This window comes from Curvibacter lanceolatus ATCC 14669, from assembly GCF_000381265.1.
In the GTDB taxonomy this organism is placed as follows: domain Bacteria; phylum Pseudomonadota; class Gammaproteobacteria; order Burkholderiales; family Burkholderiaceae_C; genus Curvibacter; species Curvibacter lanceolatus.
Map to the genome: position 1 here is coordinate 1 of NZ_KB906292.1, position 20012 is coordinate 20012.

General features: G+C 63.2%; 18 protein-coding genes and 2 pseudogenes. 7 read left to right on the top strand and 13 right to left on the bottom strand.

The genetic code is table 11. The annotated features are described in order from the left end of the window. On the top strand, positions 1-252 hold a 252-nt coding region (locus tag F624_RS0130925; protein ID WP_019578250.1), incomplete at its 5' end, for an integrase core domain-containing protein. Between the two features lie 19 nt (positions 253-271). After that, the gene (locus tag F624_RS34525; RefSeq protein ID WP_281170965.1) at positions 272-568 is read left to right on the top strand and encodes a PaeR7I family type II restriction endonuclease; all 297 of its coding nucleotides are present in this window, start codon (positions 272-274) and stop codon (positions 566-568) included. 85 nt (positions 569-653) lie between these two features. On the opposite strand, the gene F624_RS0130930 is transcribed toward F624_RS34525, so the two are convergent. From F624_RS0130930 to F624_RS0130960, 7 genes and pseudogenes are all read right to left on the bottom strand, one after another. Continuing rightward, complete coding sequence (locus F624_RS0130930) at positions 654-2597, bottom strand: acyl CoA:acetate/3-ketoacid CoA transferase (protein WP_019578251.1); 1944 nt, start codon at positions 2595-2597, stop codon at positions 654-656. Between the two features lie 117 nt (positions 2598-2714). Then, positions 2715-4106, bottom strand: coding sequence for a GntP family permease (locus tag F624_RS0130935; RefSeq protein WP_019578252.1), 1392 nt, complete (start codon positions 4104-4106; stop codon positions 2715-2717). 222 nt (positions 4107-4328) lie between these two features. Continuing rightward, positions 4329-4757: a response regulator gene (locus F624_RS0130940; protein WP_019578253.1), complete on the bottom strand. Its 429-nt coding sequence runs from the start codon at positions 4755-4757 to the stop codon at positions 4329-4331. Positions 4758-4961: 204 nt separating this feature from the next. After that, positions 4962-7555 (bottom strand): annotated as a pseudogene (locus F624_RS33000) ([protein-PII] uridylyltransferase). Positions 7556-7601: 46 nt separating this feature from the next. Next, positions 7602-8420, bottom strand: coding sequence for a type I methionyl aminopeptidase (map, locus tag F624_RS0130950; protein WP_019578254.1), 819 nt, complete (start codon positions 8418-8420; stop codon positions 7602-7604). Between the two features lie 69 nt (positions 8421-8489). Further along, on the bottom strand, positions 8490-9770 hold the full coding sequence (locus F624_RS0130955) for a YncE family protein (RefSeq protein ID WP_019578255.1): 1281 nt from the start codon (positions 9768-9770) through the stop codon (positions 8490-8492). 30 nt (positions 9771-9800) lie between these two features. Beyond that, the gene (locus F624_RS0130960; RefSeq protein WP_019578256.1) at positions 9801-10637 is read right to left on the bottom strand and encodes a creatininase family protein; all 837 of its coding nucleotides are present in this window, start codon (positions 10635-10637) and stop codon (positions 9801-9803) included. Positions 10638-10856: 219 nt separating this feature from the next. Here F624_RS0130960 and fic point away from each other — a divergent pair, with 219 nt between their 5' ends. Next, entirely contained in the window at positions 10857-11975 is a 1119-nt protein-coding gene (gene fic / locus F624_RS0130965) for a protein adenylyltransferase Fic (protein ID WP_019578257.1), read from the top strand. Positions 11976-12033: 58 nt separating this feature from the next. On the opposite strand, the gene F624_RS0130970 is transcribed toward fic, so the two are convergent. Beyond that, a complete protein-coding gene (locus F624_RS0130970) occupies positions 12034-13329 on the bottom strand; it encodes a M81 family metallopeptidase (protein ID WP_084679873.1) in 1296 nt (431 codons plus the stop codon). Between the two features lie 26 nt (positions 13330-13355). Continuing rightward, positions 13356-14459, bottom strand: a complete 1104-nt coding sequence (locus F624_RS0130980) for a DNA-binding protein (protein ID WP_019576778.1) — start codon at positions 14457-14459, stop codon at positions 13356-13358. 480 nt (positions 14460-14939) lie between these two features. On the opposite strand from F624_RS0130980, the gene F624_RS0130985 reads away from it, so the two are divergent. Further along, positions 14940-15335, top strand: coding sequence for a DUF4158 domain-containing protein (locus F624_RS0130985; RefSeq protein ID WP_019576779.1), 396 nt, complete (start codon positions 14940-14942; stop codon positions 15333-15335). A gap of 138 nt (positions 15336-15473) precedes the next feature. On the opposite strand, the gene F624_RS0130990 is transcribed toward F624_RS0130985, so the two are convergent. Beyond that, positions 15474-16508, bottom strand: a complete 1035-nt coding sequence (locus F624_RS0130990; protein WP_031256016.1) for an IS630 family transposase — start codon at positions 16506-16508, stop codon at positions 15474-15476. A 68-nt stretch (positions 16509-16576) separates the two neighbouring features. On the opposite strand from F624_RS0130990, the gene fliQ reads away from it, so the two are divergent. After that, on the top strand, positions 16577-16792 hold the full coding sequence (fliQ, locus tag F624_RS33005) for a flagellar biosynthesis protein FliQ (protein ID WP_019576781.1): 216 nt from the start codon (positions 16577-16579) through the stop codon (positions 16790-16792). 477 nt (positions 16793-17269) lie between these two features. Here the strand turns inward: fliQ and F624_RS0131000 are convergent, their stop codons facing one another. Further along, positions 17270-18436, bottom strand: a complete 1167-nt coding sequence (locus F624_RS0131000) for an IS5 family transposase (protein WP_019576782.1) — start codon at positions 18434-18436, stop codon at positions 17270-17272. 261 nt (positions 18437-18697) lie between these two features. Between F624_RS0131000 and F624_RS34530 the strand changes: the two genes are divergently transcribed. Both F624_RS34530 and flgB read left to right on the top strand, forming a co-directional pair. Next, the gene (locus F624_RS34530; protein ID WP_342663602.1) at positions 18698-18898 is read left to right on the top strand and encodes a double zinc ribbon domain-containing protein; all 201 of its coding nucleotides are present in this window, start codon (positions 18698-18700) and stop codon (positions 18896-18898) included. A 10-nt stretch (positions 18899-18908) separates the two neighbouring features. Continuing rightward, complete coding sequence (gene flgB / locus F624_RS33010) at positions 18909-19367, top strand: flagellar basal body rod protein FlgB (RefSeq protein ID WP_019576784.1); 459 nt, start codon at positions 18909-18911, stop codon at positions 19365-19367. A gap of 193 nt (positions 19368-19560) precedes the next feature. Here the strand turns inward: flgB and F624_RS35225 are convergent, their stop codons facing one another. Both F624_RS35225 and F624_RS35575 read right to left on the bottom strand, forming a co-directional pair. Next, positions 19561-19782, bottom strand: coding sequence for a hypothetical protein (locus tag F624_RS35225; RefSeq protein ID WP_157443598.1), 222 nt, complete (start codon positions 19780-19782; stop codon positions 19561-19563). Between the two features lie 24 nt (positions 19783-19806). Beyond that, positions 19807-20012, bottom strand: a pseudogene (locus tag F624_RS35575) (hypothetical protein); the annotation flags it as partial.

The following is a 20012-nucleotide window of genomic DNA, read 5'->3' on the forward strand; positions in this document are numbered from 1 at the left end:
TCGGTGGGCAGCAAGGGCGACAGCTATGACAACGCCCTGGCCGAGACCATCAACGGTCTCTACAAGGCCGAGCTCATCCATCGCCGAGCGCCTTGGAAGACGAAGGAGGCTGTGGAGTTCGCGACGCTCGAATGGGTGTCCTGGTTCAACCACCATCGCCTGCTCGAACCCATCGGGTACATCCCGCCCGCAGAAGCCGAGGCAAACTACTATCGGCAACTCGCCAGTCAGTCCACCGCGGTGGCGGTCTGACTTAAACCAAACAGCCTCCTTGAAAACCGGGGCGATTCAGGTCGTTGAGGATGCACCCAAATCGCGTGCCCCTGTCCGAGAGAGCTCACCCCACTTCCCAGTATTGGCCGAGTTTGCTGGAGCAAGCTACCTTCAACGCTACGACCTACTCTGCAAAAAGCTCATGCAAGAGCAGTTGTATTCGTCGGCCTCGCTCATGGCGACCCCTCGATCCGGGGGCACGGACGGAACCTTCTCTGACATGTCTACCCTGACAAGCCTCAAATCGTTTGTTGCTAGCCTAGCGGGACACGTTGCGAGTCAGGCTGCGAAATGAACATGACATACGCAAATCAACAAAGGCATTCGAATTGGAGGCGCGATGGCTGCGCCTATCGGCCCCTAGTAGTTGACTGCTGTATCTAGCGGACTGCACCTACAGCAGGCCCAGTGGCCTGCAAAGTAGCCTTCGCCAGGCTGTCATACACCGGCAACTGCGCATCACGGTGCAGCAGGGCGGGCAGGGTCAGGCGCTGGAAGGGTTTGCTGGCGTAGCGTGAGGCGCTGCTGTAGAAGCGCTGTTCCAGGTCCATCCCCATCTGGGCGTAGGCCTCGGCCACCTGCTCGTCGAGCTTGAAGCCGTCGTAGTTGATCACCGCGCCCACCTTGTGGCCCAGGGGGGCGCACAGGGCGGTCACAGCGCTGCGGATGCGTTCCACATCGGCTTCGGTGCGCACGCTGAGATGCTGAAAGTTCAGGAACAGCAGGCCTTGCGTGGCGTCGTACCGGAAGCGGGCCTCGAAGCCCATGTTCAGCAGGCGCTCGCGCAGGCCCATGGGCTCGGGGCGGAACAGGGCTGCGTCCATCAGGCGGGGCTGCTCGATCAGGGGGCGAAAGCCCATGTGGGCCACGATGTCGCGCTCGATGTCCACGCCCGGAGCCACTTCCGTGAGGCGCAGGCCCTGTGGGCTCAGCTCGAACACGCAGCGCTCGGTCACGTACAGCACGCGCTGGCCCTGCTGGGCGGCGCGTTGGCCGGCAAAGGTGATCTGCTCGACCTGGGGCAGGAACTTGCGCGAGCGGCCTTCCTGCACGATGCGCAACTGGCCGTCGGCCGCGGCCACCTTCAGGCCGCCTGCGGTGAAGGTGCCGGCAAACAGCACGGTGCGGGCGTTCTGCGAGATGTTGATGAAGCCGCCGGCCCCGGCCAGCTTCGGGCCGAAGCGGCTCACGTTGACGTTGCCGGCCGCGTCGCATTCGGCCATGCCCAGGCAGGCCAGGTCCAGGCCGCCGCCGTCGTAGAAGTCGAACTGCTGGTTCTGGTCGATCACGGCCTCGACGTTGAAGCCAGCCCCAAAATCCAGCCCGCCAGCGGGCATGCCCCCCACGATGCCGGGCTCGGCCGTGAGGGTGAACAGGTCGAGCACGCGCTCTTCGTTGGCCACGGCCGACACGCCCTCGGGCATGCCGATGCCGAGGTTGAGCACGCCGTCCAGGGGCAGCTCCAGGGCGCAGCGGCGCGCGATGATCTTGCGCTCGTCCAGGGGCATGGGGGCCAGGGTGTCCAGTGGCACCTGCAGCTCGGACGAGAAGGCCGCCGAGTAGCGCGTGCCGTAGGTCTGCAGGTGGTTGTCGGGCTGGGCCACCACCACGCAGTCGACCAGGGTGCCGGGGATGCAGACCTGGCGCGGGTTGAGCGAGCCGGCCTGGGCCACGCGCTCGACCTGGGCGATCACGATGCCCCCCGAGTTGCGCGCCGCCATGGCCATGGCCAGGTTGTCCAGGGTCAGGGCCTCGCGCTCCATGGTGATGTTGCCGTGGGTGTCGGCGGTGGTGCCGCGCACCAGTGCCACATCGATGCCGAAGGCCTTGTAGAACAGCCATTCTTCGCCGTCGATGTCCATCAGCCGCACCAGGTCTTCCTGGGTGCAGGCGTTGATCTTGCCGCCGCCCAGGCGCGGGTCGACAAAGGTGCCCAGGCCCACCTTCGAGAAGGTGCCGGGCTTGCCCGCGGCAATGTCGCGGTAGAGCTGCGAGATGCAGCCCTGGGGCAGGTTGTAGGCCTCGATCTGGTCGGCCAGGGCCATTTTGCCGACCTTGGGGATCAGGCCCCAGTGCCCGCCGATGGCGCGCCGCACCAGCCCGGGGTGCCCCAGGTGGTTGAGCCCGCGCTCGCCGCCGTCGCCTTGGCCGGCGGCAAACACCAGGGTCAGGTCGCGTGGGGCCTGGCTGGCGGTGAAGCGTTGCTCCAGGGCCAGCAGCAGTTCTTCGGGCGTGCCGATGCCCACAAAGCCCGAGGTGGCCACCACGTCGCCATCGCGAACCAGGGCGGCCGCCTCGGCGGCCGAAACGATCTTGTTGCGCATGTCTTGTCTCCGGATTCTTGTCTTGTCTGATGTTGTTTTGTCTTGTTCCAGCGGGCCGGCCCCGGGCCCCGCCCTGGGGTGGGGGCCGCGGGGCCGGTGTGCTGGCAGGTGACGGCCTCAGTAGAGGCCGGTCAGGTAGTAGGTGGCGATGATCACGCCCACGGCCGCCGTCTTGATCAGGGTGATCGCGAAGATGTCCTTGTACGAGGTCTTGTGCGTGAGGCCGGTGACGGCCAGCAAGGTGATCACCGCGCCGTTGTGCGGCAGGGTGTCCATGCCGCCGCTGGCCATGGCGGCCACGCGGTGGAACACCTCCAGCGGGATGTGGGCCGCATTGGCGGCCTGGATGAAGGTGTCGGACATGGCGGCCAGCGCAATGCTCATGCCGCCCGAGGCCGAGCCGGTGATGCCGGCCAGCGCCGAGATCGAGATGGCCTCATTGAGCAGCGGGTTGGGGATGGCACGCAGCGCATCGGCCACCACGGTGAAGCCGGGCAGGGCTGCGATGATGCCGCCAAAGCCGTACTCCGACGCGGTGTTCATGGCGGCCAGCAGGGCGCCGCCCACGGCGGCCTTGGTGCCATCGGCAAAGCGCTGCTTCACCGGGCCCCAGGCAAAAATCACCACGGTCAGGATGCCCATCAGCAGTGCCGCCTCGACGGCCCAGATCGCCGCCACCTTGCTCACATCGGTGACCACCGGCTTGGCCATGGTGGGCAGGGCCGAGGTGTGCACCGTGCCATAGAACTGGGGGATCACCACCGTGAACACCTTGTTCATCACGCCCACCACCAGCAAGGGGGCCAGGGCCAGCCAGGCGTTGGGCAGCTTTTCAGCGGCATAGGGTTCGGGTTCGTTGCTGTGGCCGCTGCCATAGCCTTCGCCGGCTTCACGCGCGCGGCGACGGCACCAGGCCAGGTAGCTCAGGCCGGCCACCAGGATGAAGGCCGTGCCCACCACGCCCAGCCAGGGCGCGGCCCAGGTGTTGGTCTTGAAGAAGGTGCTGGGGATGATGTTCTGGATCTGCGGGCTGCCGGGCAGCGCGTCCATGGTGAAGGTGAAGGCGCCCAGGGCGATGGTGCCCGGGATCAGCCGCTTGGGGATGTCGCTCTGGCGGAACATCTCGGCCGCGAACGGGTACACCGCGAACACCACCACGAACAGCGACACGCCGCCGTAGGTGAGCAGCGCACACACCACCACGATGGACAGGGTGGCGCGTTCACGCCCCAGCAGGCCGATCACCGCCGCCACGATGGACTTGGAAAAGCCCGACAGCTCGATCACCTTGCCGAACACCGCGCCCAGCAGGAACACCGGGAAGTACAGCTGCACAAAGCCCACCAGCTTGTCCATGAAGATGCCGCTGAACAGCGGCGGCACCAGGCTCGGGTCGGTCAACAGCACGGCCAGCAGGGCGCAGACCGGCGCAAACAGGATCACGCTGAGGCCCCGGTAGGCCACGAACATCAGCAAACCCAGCGAAAGCAGGATGATCAGAAAACTCATGCGGACCTCCGCAGCGTCAGGCTTGGGTGGCGGGCCGGCGCGCACAGCGGCGCGGCACGGAAAAGGCTTGGATTCACGGTGTCTCTCTCCAGTCGAAATAAGAAAACCGTCGGGCGTTGTGGGGCTCGACGGTCTGGGGGAGGAGATTGTTGGTGCCGGAAATGGGCGGGCCCGCCCGCAGTTGTTAGCGTGTGTTATTTGCGTTTTGGGCCAACGCGCTGTTCAGCCCAGGCGCGCCGGGGCGTCGGCCCACAGGGCCTCCAGCCAGCGCAGCAGGTGCAGCGGGCTGAAGGGCTTGCCCATGTGGGCCTGTGCGCCCAGGGCCAGGCTGGCTTCGACGTCGGCCTCGCTGGCATGGGCCGAGATGACCAGCACCGGCGTGCCGGCCAGCCGGGCATCAGCGCGCAGGGCCCGCAGCAGGTCGTGCCCGCTCATGCCGGGGCCGAAGCACAGGTCGGTGATCACCAGATCGGGCCCTTCGCTCTGGGCCAGGGCCCAGCCTGTGGCCGCATCGGAGGCCAGCAGCACCTCGCAGTGCCGGGCCAGCACCAGGCGCAGCAGTTCGATGATGAAGGCGTTGTCTTCCACCAGCAGGATGCGCCGGGGTGACGGGGCAGGGGCAATGTCGAGGGTCCGGAGGACGGCATTCATGGCGATCTTTCAGGGCTGCTGCTGCGGGGGCACCCCACCGTGCGCCGCACCTGGGCCGGTGCAGGCATGCTCTGTCGGTGGGATTTGTTGCAGTTTGATGCAGTCGCCGAAGGGGCCATGCAGGCCACAGGCGGCAGGCCCTGTAGGAGGGCATCGATGCCCGTGCGGCCCCGCCAAGGGTTCGCCTGGCCGCAGGTCAGGGGCTCAGACCGTGCCCAGGGCCTTCAACAGCTCGGTCTCGATCTCGATCTGCTTGCGGTTCTGCTGCAGCTCGGGGCCCTGGATCAGGAAGGTGTCTTCCACCCGCTCGCCCAGGGTGCTGACCTTGGCCATCTGCAGGCTGATGTGGTGCTGGGCCAGCACGCGGGCCACCATGTACAGCAGGCCCAGGCGGTCGCTGGCCGAGATGCTGAGCAGCCAGCGCTGGGCTTTTTCATCGGGGCGCAGGTCGATGCGCGGGGCGATCGGAAAGCTCTTGACGCGACGCGATACCCGGCCCCGGCTGGGCGGGGGCAGGGGCCGGCCTCGGTCAGGGTGCGGGCCAGATCGCTCTGCACCATGCTGGTCAGCTCACGGTAGTGCTCGGGCAGCATCTGGGTCACGACCTGGAAGGTGTCGAGCGCGTAGCCGTTCGAGGTGGTGTGGACCTTGGCGTCCAGGATACTGAAGCCGGCCTGGTCGAAGTAGCCACAGATGCGGGCAAACAGGTCGGGCTGGTCGGCGGTGTAGACCAGCACCTGCATGCCTTCGCCCACCGGCGACTGGCGCGCCCGCACGATCGGGTCGGGGGTGGCCACGTGGCGCGACAGTTGCCGGGTGTGCCAGGCGATGTCGCCCGCGTCGTGGCGCATGAAGTAGCTCACGTCCAGCGTGTCCCACAGCGGCTTTTGCACCTCGTGCGGCAGCGCGTACAGGGCCAGTTGCACCAGGGCCTCGCGCTTGCGGGCCTCGATCTCGGCGCGGGCGTCGGGGGCGCGGCCGCCCAGCACACGCAGGGTGTAGCGGTACAGGTCTTCCAGCAGCTTGCCTTTCCAGGCGTTCCAGACCTTGGGGCTGGTGCCGCGGATGTCGGCCACCGTCAGCAGGTACAGGGCCGTCAGGTTGCGCTCGTTGCCCACGCGCTTGGCAAAGTTCTGGATCACCTCGGGGTCGCTCAGGTCTTCCTTCTGGGCGATGCGGCTCATGGTGAGGTGTTCACCCACCAGCAGCTCGATCAACGCGCTGTCTTCGCTGGCGATGTCGTGGTCGCGGCAGAAGCGGCGCACCTCGGCGCGGCCCAGCTCGGAGTGGTCGCCACCGCGGCCCTTGGCGATGTCATGGAACAGCGCCGCCGTGTACAGGATCCAGGGTTTGTCCCAGCCGGCCGCCAGCTGCGAGCAGAAGGGGTATTCGTGCGCATGCTCGGCCATGAAGAAGCGGCGCACATTGCGCAGCACCATCAGGATGTGCTGGTCCACGGTGTAGACGTGGAACAGGTCATGCTGCATCTGCCCCACGATGCGGCGGAACACCCACAGGTAGCGCCCCAGCACCGAGGTCTGGTTCATCAGGCGCATGGCGTGGGTGATGCCCTCAGACTGCTGCAGGATGCTCAAAAAGGTGCGGCGGTTCACCGGGTCACGGCGGAAGGCCCCGTCCATCACATGGCGGGCGTTGTACAGCGCCCGCAGCGTGCGGGCCGACAGCCCCTTCAGGCCCACCGTGGTCTCGTACAGCAAAAAGGTTTCGAGGATGGCGTGCGGCTGGTTCAGGTACAGGTCGTCGCTGGCCACCTCGATCATGCCGGCCTTCTCGAAGAAGCGCTCGTTGATGCGCTGAGGCTCGTGGGTGTTGGGGTGCAGCCGCTCTTCGATGTTGAGCATCAGGATCTGGTGCAGCTGCGACACCGCCTTGGCGGCCCAGTAGTAGCGGCGCATCAGGGCCTCGCTGGCCCGCACGGCCAGGCGCGAGCCATCGGGCGCATGCGACTGGTAGCCGAAGGTCTCGGCCACGGCGGTCTGCAGGTCGAACACCAGCCGGTCTTCGCGCCGCTTGGCCACCACGTGCAGCCTGGCCCGGATCAGGCTCAGCAAGGCCTCGTTGCTCTTGATCTGGCGCACCTCGAAGGGCGTGGCCAGGCCCTTGGCGGCCAGGTCGTCCCAGGTGTCGCCAAAACCGGCCGCCTTGGCCACCCACAGAATGGTCTGCAGATCGCGCAGGCCGCCCGGCGATTCCTTGCAGTTGGGCTCCAGCGAGTAGGGGGTGTTTTCCGATTTGTTGTGGCGCTGGCGCAGCTCCAGGCTCTTGGCCACAAAAAAGGCCTGGGCGTCCAGGTGGGCCCGAAAGGCCTGCTGGAAGGCCGCAAACAGCTCGGGCGGGCCGATCAGCAGCCGGGCCTCGAGCAGCGAGGTCTGCACCGTGACGTCCTTGCCGGCCTCGGCCACGCACTCGCTCAGGGTGCGCACACTGGAGCCGATCTCCAGGCCCACGTCCCAGCACGAGCCGATGAAGGCCTCCAGGCGGGATTTGAGCTCGGGCTCGTTGTCGGCCACCACGCTGTCGGGCAGAAGCACCAGCACGTCCACATCCGAGTAGGGGAACAGCTCGCCGCGCCCATAGCCGCCCACGGCGGCCAGCGCAAAGGCCTCAGGAAAGCCGGCGCGCTGCCACAGATCGGCCAGCAGATCATCCACCAGCCGGGCCAGCCGGGTGAGCAGCCCGTGGATGCCCCGGGTGGTGGCGCCATCGGTCTGGAGTTGTTGCAACAGAGCCGCTTTTTGCTCTTTGTACTGCTGGCGCAAGGCCTGGAGGTCGGTCATGGCGGGGCGGGCGGCGCGGGGTGAACGGTGGGCTGGGGCCGGGGGCTCAGGTCTTGACGGTGGTGACGAAGCTGGGCAGCGCCGGGCTGCCGGCCGACAGGGTCAGCACCTCATAGCCCGTCTCGGTGACCAGGATGGTGTGCTCCCACTGGGCCGACAGGCTGTGGTCTTTGGTCACGATGGTCCAGCCGTCGTTGCCGTGCGACTTCACCTCGCGCTTGCCGGCATTGATCATGGGCTCGATGGTGAAGGTCATGCCGGGCTTGAGCTCTTCGAGCGTGCCGGGCTTGCCGTAGTGCAGCACCTGGGGCTCTTCGTGGAAGCGCTGGCCGATGCCATGGCCGCAGAACTCGCGCACCACCGAGAAGCCATGGCCTTCGGCAAACTTCTGGATGGCGTGGCCGATGTCGCCCAGGCGGGCGCCGGGCTTGACCTGCTGGATGCCGATCCACATGGCTTCGAAGGTCAGCGCGCTCAGGCGCTTGGCCGCGATCGAGGCGTCGGGCATCACGTACATGCGGCTGTTGTCGCCGTACCAACCCTTGTCGGTGATCACGGTGACATCGATGTTCATGATGTCGGTCTTCTTGAGCGGCTTGTCGTTGGGGATGCCGTGGCACACCACGTGGTTCAGCGAGGTGCACAGTGAAGCCGGGTAGGGCGGGTAGCCCGGGGGCTGGTAGCCGATGGTGGCCGACTTGGTGCCCTGCACATTGACCATGTACTCATGGGCCAGGCGATCGATCTCCAGCGTGGTGACCCCGGGTTTGACGAAGGGGGTCAGGTAGTCCAGAACCTCGGACGCGAGGCGGCAGGCCACGCGCATGCCCTCGATCTCTTCCGCGTTTTTGTAGGTGATGCTCATGGCGCGGATTATCCCATCTGGAAATATCCGCGTCGGGGCCCGGTTTTGAGGCCGGGCCCGCGGCAAAATTCAGCGCAGGTTGCCGGTGTGGCCCAGCGAGTAGCGACCGGGCTGCGGCCACACGGCCAGGCCATGGGGCTCCTGCCCCACCTTGATCTGCGCCACGGCCCCGCTCTGGGTGTCAAAACGGTACACCACGTCGTCAAAACGGCCCGACAGCCACAGCCATTTGCCGTCGGCGCTGACATTGCCCATGTCGGGGCTGCCGCCGCCTGCGATCGGCCAGTGGGCCGTGACCTTTTCGGTGGCGAAGTCGATCACGGTCACGCTGCCGGGGCTCTTGCGCGGGCCATGGATGCGGTGCGAGCCGCGGTTGGCCACGTAAAGCTGCTTGCCATCGCGGCTCGGGTACAGGCCGTGGGCGGCCACCCCGGTGGCGATGAAGCCCACCTCGGTGAGGGCATCGCCATCGAGCACGTGCACCCCGTCGGCCTCCATGTCGGCCACGTAGAAGTGCTTGCCGTCGGGCGAGATGCGGATGTCCTGCGGCATGCCCTTGGTGGCCGAGCAGACCTCGGTCTCCATCGGCGACACATTCGGGTCGCTGAGTTTTTGCCCGTCCTTGAAGCGGGTCTTGGGCATCTGCAGCTTCAGGTAGCCCAGCACCTCGCGCTTGCCCAGGTCGATCTTGGCCACGCTGCCCTGGAACTCGCAGGTGAAGATCGCGTAGCGCCCGTCGATGGAGAAATCGGCATGGTTGATGCCGCCGCACTTGGGCACATCGATGGCGTATTGCAGGGCCAGGGTCTTGGGATCGCGGAAATCGAGCCGGTGCTTGGCCTCGGCCACCACGATCAGCGAGGCGCCGTCGGGCGTGGCATACACGTTGTAAGGGTCGTCGACCAGGATCTCCTTGCCCGGCTTGCCGGTGCGCGGGTCGATGGGCGTCAGGCTGCCATCGGTGCGGCGTTCGGCGTTGTTGGCCACCCACAGCGTGCGCAGGTCCCACGAGGGCACCACGTGCTGCGGCGCCGGGCCCACCTTGAACTTGTCGACCACCTTCATCTTGGCCGGGTCGATCACATACACATCGTTGGAGCGCAGATTGGGCACATAGATGCGTTCCAGGTCGTCGCGCACGGCCGGAGCGATGTGGTCGGCCCCGGTTTCGCTGTACAGATTGGCCGGGTTGGGCACCGGCGGCATGCCGGGCACGGTGGTGACCGCCGCGGCCTTGGCCGCACCCTGCTTGCCGACCGCGTCGGCCCCATGCACCCCGCTGGCCAACAGGCCCATCACGATGACGGCTGAACTGACGGTGGTGGTGGCAAAGACTTTCCCGAGGGACATGTGAAGAACACTCCAGATAAAAGAGGCGGCTCAGGGCTTGACGGCCGCCTGGATCGCTGCGGCCGAAGTCTCCACGATTTGCTGCACCCCGACTTGACCCAGCGCAACGCTTGCGCGACGCGGGTCGCCGGTCACGCCCCGGGCCCGGTCACGGGCCGCCGGGCTGGCCAATGTGTCGGTGCGCACCAGCGCCGGGTCGGTGGCCAGCATCAGCGAGGTGTCGGCCAGGCCGGCGTGCTCGCCGATCTCGGCCGGGCTGAAGCCGCGCTGTTTCAGCTCGGCCACGTAGGCGGTCTGCGTCACGCGGTAGTACTCGCTCAGGGCGTGCACCCGCGCAGGCGGGCCCCCGTCGCGCGCCCAGGCCTGGTTCAGGCGCTCGGCCACGCGCTCCAGGTTCTTGCGGTAGCCCCCGTGGTCGCCCAAAAAGAACACATCATGAAAGCCATGTTGGCGCAGGCTGCGCGCCGTGCCCTCCAGCAAGGCCTCGAAAGCCGACTCAGGGATCGAGATCGTGCCGGCAAAGCGCATGTGCCCGGCCGGCGGGTGGATGGGGCCCTCGGGCACATAGGCCAGCACCGGGGCCACCACCGTGTGCCCCACGCGCCGGGCGATCTGCCCCGCCAGCACATGCACCCGCACGTTGTGCTTGCCCAGCGCCATCTGCGGCCCGCTCTGCTCGGTGCCGCCGATGGGGATCAGCACCGTGCGCGTGCCCGCATCGATGCGGGCCTGCAACTCAGGGCTGGTCAGGTCTTCCAGAAAAGGGCTGTCAGGCTCTGCCGCCCGAGCCAAGGGCCCCAGGGGGCCGGCCAGCAGGGCCATGAGGCCCAGACAGGCCAGGGTGTGGGAGAGGCGGCGAAGCGGCATGCGAGTGAGGTCAGCAAAGCGGGAGCAGGGATTATGTGTTGGGTATGTCAACGGGCGGTGAATGGGTGGTATCGGGTCTACTCATGTCGCCAATATGCAAAAATGACGACACGATCTCTTGACGTGTTCCAATTCCGACAAAAAAGAACATGTTGTACGGACATGTCGTCGGCAGCGACATGGGTTCAGAACGTGTCGTCGAAACAGGCTTTTTGCATCATGACCAAGAACATTCCCGCTTGGAATCCCGAGCAGCCTCACAACCAATTGCCCGCACTGCCCCCGGCACATGAGTTGGAAAGCCGCACCGTTCTCAAGGCATGCATCGAAGCCCGCGCCGCGTTGGCCGAACTCAAGCAAGCGGCCGAACTCATCCCCAACCAGGCGATGCTGATCAACACCATCCCGTTGCTGGAAGCCAAAGACAGCTCGGAAATTGAGAACATCGTCACCACCACCGACCAGCTTTTTCAATACGCCCAAGGCCATGAGCAGGCCGACTCGGCGACCAAAGAGGCATTGCGCTATCGCACCGCACTGCACCAGGGCTTTCAGTCGCTCCAGCGGCGCCCCCTGTGCACGGCGACCGCCGTAGAGGTGTGCCGTACGCTCAAGGGCGTGGACATGGACATTCGTCGAACGCCCGGCACTCAGTTGGCCAACGACCGCACCGGTGAGGTGGTCTACACCCCGCCTGAAGGTGAAGCCCGTTTGCGGGACATGCTGGCCAATTGGGAGCGTTTCTTGCACGAGGCGACCGATCTGGATCCCCTGATCCGCATGGCGGTGGGCCATTACCAGTTTGAAGCCATTCATCCTTTCATCGACGGCAACGGACGCACCGGGCGGGTGCTCAACATCCTGTACCTGATTCAGCAAGATCTGTTGAACCTGCCCATCCTCTACCTCAGTCGCCATGTGATTGCGCACAAGGCCGACTACTACCGCCTTTTGCTCGCCGTCACCCGCGATGGGGCCTGGGAGCCCTGGCTGATCTTCATGCTGCAGGCAGTTGCCGAAACGTCCAGGTGGACCACCGACAAGATCGCCGCCATCCGCGCTTTGGCCGAGCACACCACCGAGCATGTGCGCACCCGGCTGCCCAAGATCTACACCCGCGAGTTGGTGGACGTGATCTTCGAACAGCCGTATTGCCGCATCGGCAATCTGGTGGACAAAGGCATTGCCCAACGCCAGGCCGCTTCACGCCATTTGCAAGAACTGGTCAAGCTGGGCGTGCTGCGTGAGATGCCTTTGGGCAAGGAGAAGCTATTTATCCATCCCAAGCTGATGCAATTGCTCAGTCGCGACAACAACCAGTTTCTGCCTTATGAGTGATGGCGCACCTTGGCGAATGCCGGTCGGACTCGAACTTTCTGCCTGTTGACATGCCGCTTCACGCCCCCTCAATCACCGCCGAAACCCCCGCCCCCAGCCGCGTCCAGGGCAGGCTGGCCGGGTCGGCGGGCATGGGGCCGGGGGCGCGGGCGACCAGGATGTGGGAGGCGATGGGGGTGAAGTCGGCACGGAAGTGCACCGAGCTTTTGTTGACCAGCAGCTTCATGGTTTCGGGCTGCACGCCGACGCAGCGGTAGAGCTCGCGGTCCAGCATCTGGATCTTGCCGCTGGCGACCACGACCAGCACGCCGTCTACATCCAGGCAGGCAGCCTGGCCGAGCTGGCTTTGCAGGCCGTGCAGCATGGGCCCCAGCAGGCGCACGCTGCCTTCGAACAGGGCGCGCACGGTGACCTCGGCCTGCACGGGTGGGTCGCTGAGCTGGCCGGGCAGGGTGCTCACCTGGCGCCCCAGGCTCAGGCTCAGGCGGGCGCCGGGGCCGGCCCGGTGGGCGGCAGCGGCGGCCTCGGGGTCGTACAGCAGGCCCAGCGCCACCTGGCCGGGGTAGCGGCGCCCGGCGCCAGCCTGCAGCAGGGCGTGCAGCATGCCGGTGGTGTTGCTGTCGCCGCCGGCGCCGGGGTTGTCCTGGGTGTCGGCGATCACCACCGGGGCGCTGGCGTGTTCGGCCAGCGCCAGGGCCTGCTGTACCGCGGCCAGGGGCTCGGGCAGGCTGATGCGCCAGCGCTGGGGCGGCTGACAAAGCGCGGTCCAGTGCTGTTGCACCACGGCCTCGGCCTGCTCGCCATAGGCCCACACGCAGGGGCCGCAGCAGTCGATGTCGGCGGCCGGAAAGCCCATGGCGATGCTGCTGAGGGTGCCTTGGCGGGCATCCACCTCGGGCAGCTGCGCGTACAGGGAGGCGGCCGGCTCGATCAGCGTGCAGCCGGCGTTGATCGGGATCAGAAAAGGCACGCGGCGCCAGGCCATCGGCAGGCGCTGGCCGGCCTGCAGGCGGCGCTCCAGCAACTGGGCGGCCAGGCGGCCGGTGGCTTCGGTGTCCACATGGGGGTAGGTGCGGTAGGCCACCAGGCCGTCGGCCAGTTGCAGCATGTCGGCGCTCACGTTGGCGTGCAGATCGAGGCTGGCCACGATGGGCAGCTGATCGCCCACCAGGGCACGCAGGCGCTTCAGCAACTCGCCCTCGGCGTCTTCGTGGGCAAAGCTGACGGCTGCGCCGTGCAGATCCAGGTAGATGGCCTGCAGGCCTGGGCCGGCCAGCGCCTGGCGGGCCGCCTCGACGATGGCGCCGGCAATGCGCTCGAAGGCCTCGTCGCTGACCTGAGGGTCGGCAGGGATTCATGTAAAAAACCGCAGAAGCAAGCTTAAGGTGTTGTTTTTGTTAGCTTTTTTACGTCTTCCTTGGTCGAATATTTGACCCCTTCGTCCAAGGTCTTTGTCGTGCTATGAGGGCCGAGTGCCGGCGCACTAAACCGCTCCAGCATGCTGGCCACTATCTGTTTTTGTGCTTCGGCAGATGAACTGGCCGTCGCCAACGCCAGTTCCAACAGCTGCTTTGTGGTGAGCAGTTCATCGACCTTGGCCTGCAACCGCTCATTCGAGGAAATGAGCTTCTGGACCTCCGCATCCTGCTCTACCAAGCGCCTGCCCAATTCCTCGGTGCGCCTTTGCGCAAACCCCAGCTCGTCCTTCAGTGGTCGCAGGCTCCGCACCTCTTCTTGAACCAAGTGCAGATCTCCTTGAGCGCGAGATAGATCGCCCAGCAGGCGCGCGTTTTCTTGAAGGGTGTGGATGGCTTCCTGCCGCTTCGCAGCCAAAGTCTCGTTCACTGTGCGCAACTCAGCTTGGTGGTATTGGACCTGCTGCTCGTGCTTGCGCTGGTCCTGTTCGCGTTGCTCCCTGGTGGCTTCCCTAAAGTGTTCCAAGGCCTGGCGGGCATGCTGGTGCTTCTCTTCCAGGGAACTGCGATGTCGCTCTTCGGCCGCGATGCGTTCCTGCAGGTCCACAACCTGCTGTGCCAGCTGCGTGCACTCCAGGGTCTTGCTGGTCAGCGCTTCGCTGGTTTTACCGTGGTTGGCCTTTTCGTCGGCCAGTGCCCGCTGGCTTTGTTCCACCTGCTGGCGCGCGGACTGCGCCTCCGTTTTCAAGGCAGCTGCGGTCTGCTGGTGCTGGCTGATCTGCTCTGCGTGCCTGGCCTGGGCAGTCGTGACGCGCTCTTCGGCTTCCTCGTTGACCCGGGCGGCCAGGCGCCCCACCAAGTCCTGGATTGCCTCGCTCACAGCCACCTTGCTGCCGGTGGCTGCACCCTCTTCCTCTTCGATCTCCTTGAGGTAGCGATGGATCGTCCCCTTAGAGCCGGTATTTCCCAGTTCTTCCCGGACCGCATCGATGGACGGGTAGCGCCCGGCGGCCAGCAGCCTATCGCGGGCGCGCAGCACTTCCGACTTGTAGATTCCAGCTCTTGCCATGGTTTGCCTGACTATTTCGTACCGTAGTACGTAATATGATATTACGTACTATTTCACGAGTCAAGAAATTCAAATTTTTGTGAAAACTGGCAATGGATAATGGTGGATTATCTGTTGTGATGGCTGCGAAATGCCGCCAAAGCCGGGTTGGCGCCATGTAACGCGTCGGGAGGGGGTGTTTTTACAAGGAGGCTACGTCCACAGGTGGCCCCCCCTTTGTGATCTGGGGTCCTCTTGTTTTTAGTGCAATTTGGGACGTTTCAGAACCCAGCATCCATGCGGGTTCCCAGAGGGCGCCCTCTTGGAACCCGCATGAATACTGGGTTCTCTGACCCCCCTCTATCCAGAAATCCCGCCACGCTGCGGCTGACCCACAAGACTGCCCACTTTTTCATCAGTCTTTCCTGAGCCCATGTTTGAGGCCGGGGATGGAGCGCATCAATAATTGCTGCCCCACACATCAATCGCCTGGAGTCCCCGATGGACCATTGGAGAGCCCCTTACCTGGGACTGCGTGAGATCCCGCCGAGTCTTGACGACTTCGAGCTGACCACGTTCTTCTCCTTCAGTGCGGCTGAGCTGGCTGCAATTCGCTCCCTGCGCAAACCCCTTCACCGCTTGGCGCTGGCTCTGCAAATCGGCTTCCTGCGCATGACTGGGCAGACGCTGAGCGCCTTTGAACAGGTTCCAAAAGAGCTGTGGACTCATCTGGGACTGCAACTCGGTGTTGATGGGGTTCTAAGCCCAAACCGGCGGAAATTTCAGACGCCGATCCGACACCGGTATTGCAAGGTGTTGATCTACATTTTTGGGCTTTGTACAAAATCTGGTGGAATCGGCAGTGGGCGGATTTTTGTGCCGATCCTGGGAGGCTAAAAGCGCCCAAACCCTCGAATGGTCAACTGACAATAGCATCACCTTTGAAAGTGGGCTACGCGTTCCTTTTTCAAGTATTCCAACACTCTATGTGCTGTGAACTACTTAGGCCAGAAATACCCGTGTGATATCATTTACTCATAAGTCAGTAATATAGGAGACAGATGGATGTCTGAAAAATGACTTGACCAACGCGCTGTCGTTGGCGATATTTTGTAGCTGCTCATCGACACGGCATTGCAGCTTTTCACCCGCCTTCAACGGTGAACGCGCCACCCCGGTGCGTTTGGCATGACTCCAAACCAACTCATCGGGATTCAAGTCAGGCGCATAGCCGGGCAGGAAGTGCAGCGTCAGTTTGCCCTCTGTACTGGCGACGTATTCCTTAACGATTGCCTTTTTGTGCGCTGGCAACCCATCGACCACCAGACGCACAGGTTTCTTGCGCCGATGCATCATCTTCTTGAGTAGCTCGACAAACAGCTCTCCCGTCAACCCGCCCTCATAAGTTGCAAACCAGAAAGCACCCTTGGCGCTGACGGCAGATGCTGCGCTGATGCTTTGACGCTGGCCGGGACGTTCAATCACCGGCGTCTGACCTCGTGGCGCCCATGTCTTTCCGTGCACCGCGTCAGCACGAAAACCAGACTCGTCCCAGAACATTATTTCGGCACCGCTGCTTTTCGCCTCTGTAGCTATTGCGGGAAATGTTTCATTTTTCCAAAGTTCGACCGCAGCAGGGTCGCGCTGGTACGCGCGTTCAAGTGGCTTCTGTGCGGTCAGACCCAGTCGGGCCAGCAGTGCCCCGATCGATGCCAGCGAGAGCTTCACCTCAAACCGGGAGAACAGTAACTCTTGAACAATCTGGCGCGTCCACAAACCGAAGTCAAATCCATACTGGTCCGGGCGCTTGCCGTTGACCCACTGGAATACTTGACGCTCTTGAGCGGGCGTCAGTTTTCGGGGTCGTCCCGTGCCCTTGGTCGAACGCAGTGCTCGAAGTCCACGACCACGCCCCTTGGCTGCGGCTCGGCACTTGTATCCCCATGACCGATGCATTCCAAGAGAAGCGGCCACCGCAGCAGGATGCTCGCCCTCGTTCATTCTCTTTACAGCCAGAACACGCATTTCTTCGAGCGTGTTGTGGGCCAATTTACGTCCATCTCGTTTCATGCAGATTTGGAGAATACAAAAGCAAAGTAGTTCCCTAAATTGTCCGCTAAATTACTGACCTATGAGTAATGGTCTCGGCGCCCGTGCTTGGCGCAGCGTTGTTGGTCGGCCTGCTGGTTAGCCTCTTTCAAGCCGTAACTCAAATTAACGAAGCGACATTGGCATTTGTGCCAAAGCTAATTGCTGTAGTTGCCGTGCTGGCAATTGCCGGCCCCTGGATGTTGACGATGATGGTGGAATACATCCGCCGGACCATCGAAGCAATTCCTGCATCGGTGATTTGAGGGCGTGCTGGTTTGCGATGCCACGCATCGATTCGCCCCAGTTTGACGTCAACTGAAATAACAAGACCCGTCAAGATAGGGGCGTTTTATGCATTTTTTGGCAAATAGCCAGAAACATCAGAGACCCTAAAGTCAGTTGCAAATAATCTGAGTCGGAAAAGCCGCTGATTGCAAGTCGGACGGGTTTCAAACGCGAGTCACTACACCTACCATAGCTTGACATCCTCACCGCCCTAAAGAGACGGTGACATCGAAAACGTGGCATGGACAAATTCCGCTGGTTTGGGCGTACAACCCCAATTTACAGCGGTGCACTAAAAGCTTTGAGCCCTAACAGGCTGAAGAAATACTCCCCAGACTCCAATCACGACCTGCCCCACAGCCGCAGGCTGGCGCGCTTTTTTCACATTCCGGGATTAGCGTGCCCAATTGGGCGTTTCATTGCACTTCAGAGGCCGCTTTTGTCCCCGTTTGCTCTCAATGCGCCCCCTGCAGACGCACCTGTCCCATTTGCTCCAGCGTGCGCATGCGCACCAGGTTGTAGCCCGCCATCGTCAGCACGAACATCTGGTCCACGCGTTTGATTTCTCGCACCATCACCTGCCTCATGCCGCCCACCGTCTTGGCCCAGCCAAAGCCTTGCTCGATGAGCTTTCTCTTTCGTTGCGATACCGCGTAGCCTTCACTTTGCGCTACGGCTTCGGGCACAGCTGAGCTTCTGCCTGACTTGTTCTGGGCCACGTGGGGGATGACGTTCATGGCCTGGCAGGCCTCAATGAATTCCCGTGCGTCATAGCCTTTGTCCGCCCCCAGCGTGATGGTTCGCGTGGGATCAGGCTGCGCCTGTCGGGCGTCATTGACCATGGCCTTGGCCGCTTCGCGCTCTGCGTAGCCATCGGCCAGCGTGACCACGGCATTGGCCAGCAGGCCGTGGCGGTTGTCGCTCAGGGTGTGTCCCATGTAGCGCAGCTCGCTGGCGGTTTTGCCTTTGCAGTACAGCCGGGCATCGCCGTCCGTTGTGGATTCATGGGTATCGTTGCTGCGCCGCTGGCCCTTGAAGTTGCCGCCATCGCTGTGGGCTTTGGCATCTGCATCAGGGCCATCATCGGCGCCGTCACCATTGCCATCACCACCCGCGTCATCGTCGCCTTTGCGCACAAAGCTCTTGTGACCCGCCCAGGCCTGGATGAGCGTGCCGTCCACGCTGAAGTGCTCGCCCGAGAGCCAGTGCTTTTTGTCGGCGATCTTGAGCACTTCGTTGAAGAATTCGATCACGGCGTCGTGTTCGATCAGCCGCTCGCGGTTCTTGGTGAATACGCTGGGTACCCAGACCTCGTCGTCCATGGACAGGCCGATGAACCAGCGAAACAAGAGGTTGTACTGCACCTGCTCCATCAACTGGCGTTCCGAGCGCACGCTGTACAGCACTTGCAGCAGCATGGCGCGCAGCAGCTTCTCGGGGGCGATGCTGGGGCGCCCGCCCTTGATGTCTGCTTCGTACATGCGCGAGAACAAGGCATCCATCTTGACCAAGGCGGTGTTGACCATCTTGCGGATGGGGCGCAGGGGGTGCGAAGCTGGCACGAAGTCGTCGAGCTTGCGGACAGAGAACAGGCTCTCGGTGAAGGTGTCGGCGCCGCGCATGGGGGTCAGGGTCAAGTGATGTGGGAGGCTCCGCTGAGCTTACCGGGGGATGGGCTGCTGGGCTGGATGCGTGGGAGGTATTTCTTCAGCCTGCTAGGGCGAGCAGCCCGCATTGGCGTAATTGGCGTAATTGGCGTAATATTAGCTGACTGATGGAGTAGTCTCATGGGATTTTTGGACAGAATTTTAGGTGGGCATGGCGGTGGACATCATGGCGGAGGCCATGGAGGCGGCCATGGCGGGTATGGCTACGGCGGCGGCATGCCTCCAGGCGGTGTTCCGCCGCCACCTCCGGCTGTGCCACGCGTGGCGTGCCCAACATGCCGCACTGCCAACGCGCCTAGTGCGCGTTTTTGCCAACAGTGTGGTGGGTCCTTGACTGCCATGGCGTGCACCCAGTGCGGGACTGCCTTGCAGCCGGGAGCCAAGTTCTGCGGGCAGTGTGGAAAGACGTCCGCCTGAGTAACCGCTTATGTCGGACCCCGCAAAGTTTTTGCCCCTCAATGGATCTGGAGGTGCAGGTGCGTCGCTTGATGAGGAGTGGCGCGGCAGGGCGCTGATTCTGCGGGCTCAAAGACAGGCCTTGCTTGCCAGCAATATTGCCAATGCGGACACCCCTGGCTACAAAGCGAAGGACATCAATTTCTCTGAAGCCATGCAAGACGCCATGGGCAAATTGCCCGCGCTCACCCTGCAAATGACATCTGTGCGGCATGTCAGTACCGCTGATTCACAGTCATTCGCTCCAAGCACGCTCGACTTTGCCCGCTATGTAGTGCCATCTCAACCCAGTATGGACAACAACTCGGTAGATATGGACCGTGAGCGGGCCGCATTCACGATGAATTCCATCCTGCATCGTATGGCCATCGATACGTTCGATGATGAATACAAAGAATTCAAGCAGGCGGCATCGGATCCGCGTCGTTAGGTGAACGTGGTTTACAACGAAGGAAATACCGCCTCGGCAGGTTCGCAGGCTGCCCGCGACTTTGTTCACTCTCACAGCTCACGCCATACAGGCGGCTCCACATAACTATCGGAAGCATTTGGGGCAATGCATGAGGTCAACAATGAGCGGTAAGTATTACCTTCTGGGCGACGAGGAATCCGGTTCAGAGTCGTTAAAACCGCATACCAATTCCCACTGACAGGAATGTGCCTGGTGGAGTAGACCCTACGGCTCCAGTGCCGACACTAAAGTCCAGCTGCGTATCACGACGAATCAGATACGCCACACCGACATCATAAATAATGGCGGGTATTCCGTTTTTTTCCTCTGGCGATTGCACTCCTGTGTCCACAAAGAAATTCAATACTTTGGTGGGGTTGTAGTTGAGGGTCATAGCGAACAGGCCGGCGGTGAATGTCTAATTTTGGCTATCTTCGTAAACCGCCACACCGACGTTAGGGTTCAACGACCAATTGGGGGCGAAATCCCAATCTGCCGCCACTCTAATATCGCCAGTGGCTTGGCGCGTGCGGAAATTATTTGAACCGGAGGCAGGAAACACGCGGAGAATGGCACCCAACGAAGGCTGCTTTACGCCATTAGAATCTTGAAAATGAAATTTCA

What these genes read in the sequence shown, in the direction of transcription:
- F624_RS0130985 (WP_019576779.1), top strand. Translation starts at nt 14,940, where the DNA reads ATGGACCATTGGAGAGCCCCTTACCTGGGACTGCGTGAGATCCCGCCG.
- fic (WP_019578257.1), top strand. Translation starts at nt 10,857, where the DNA reads ATGACCAAGAACATTCCCGCTTGGAATCCCGAGCAGCCTCACAACCAA.
- F624_RS0130980 (WP_019576778.1), bottom strand. Translation starts at nt 14,459, where the DNA reads ATGGCAAGAGCTGGAATCTACAAGTCGGAAGTGCTGCGCGCCCGCGAT.
- F624_RS35225 (WP_157443598.1), bottom strand. Translation starts at nt 19,782, where the DNA reads ATGACCCTCAACTACAACCCCACCAAAGTATTGAATTTCTTTGTGGAC.
- map (WP_019578254.1), bottom strand. Translation starts at nt 8,420, where the DNA reads ATGAGCATCACCTACAAAAACGCGGAAGAGATCGAGGGCATGCGCGTG.
- F624_RS0130960 (WP_019578256.1), bottom strand. Translation starts at nt 10,637, where the DNA reads ATGCCGCTTCGCCGCCTCTCCCACACCCTGGCCTGTCTGGGCCTCATG.
- F624_RS34530 (WP_342663602.1), top strand. Translation starts at nt 18,698, where the DNA reads ATGCCTCCAGGCGGTGTTCCGCCGCCACCTCCGGCTGTGCCACGCGTG.
- fliQ (WP_019576781.1), top strand. Translation starts at nt 16,577, where the DNA reads ATGGTCTCGGCGCCCGTGCTTGGCGCAGCGTTGTTGGTCGGCCTGCTG.
- F624_RS0130935 (WP_019578252.1), bottom strand. Translation starts at nt 4,106, where the DNA reads ATGAGTTTTCTGATCATCCTGCTTTCGCTGGGTTTGCTGATGTTCGTG.
- F624_RS0130955 (WP_019578255.1), bottom strand. Translation starts at nt 9,770, where the DNA reads ATGTCCCTCGGGAAAGTCTTTGCCACCACCACCGTCAGTTCAGCCGTC.
- F624_RS0130940 (WP_019578253.1), bottom strand. Translation starts at nt 4,757, where the DNA reads ATGAATGCCGTCCTCCGGACCCTCGACATTGCCCCTGCCCCGTCACCC.
- F624_RS0130990 (WP_031256016.1), bottom strand. Translation starts at nt 16,508, where the DNA reads ATGAAACGAGATGGACGTAAATTGGCCCACAACACGCTCGAAGAAATG.
- F624_RS0131000 (WP_019576782.1), bottom strand. Translation starts at nt 18,436, where the DNA reads ATGCGCGGCGCCGACACCTTCACCGAGAGCCTGTTCTCTGTCCGCAAG.
- F624_RS0130930 (WP_019578251.1), bottom strand. Translation starts at nt 2,597, where the DNA reads ATGCGCAACAAGATCGTTTCGGCCGCCGAGGCGGCCGCCCTGGTTCGC.
- flgB (WP_019576784.1), top strand. Translation starts at nt 18,909, where the DNA reads ATGTCGGACCCCGCAAAGTTTTTGCCCCTCAATGGATCTGGAGGTGCA.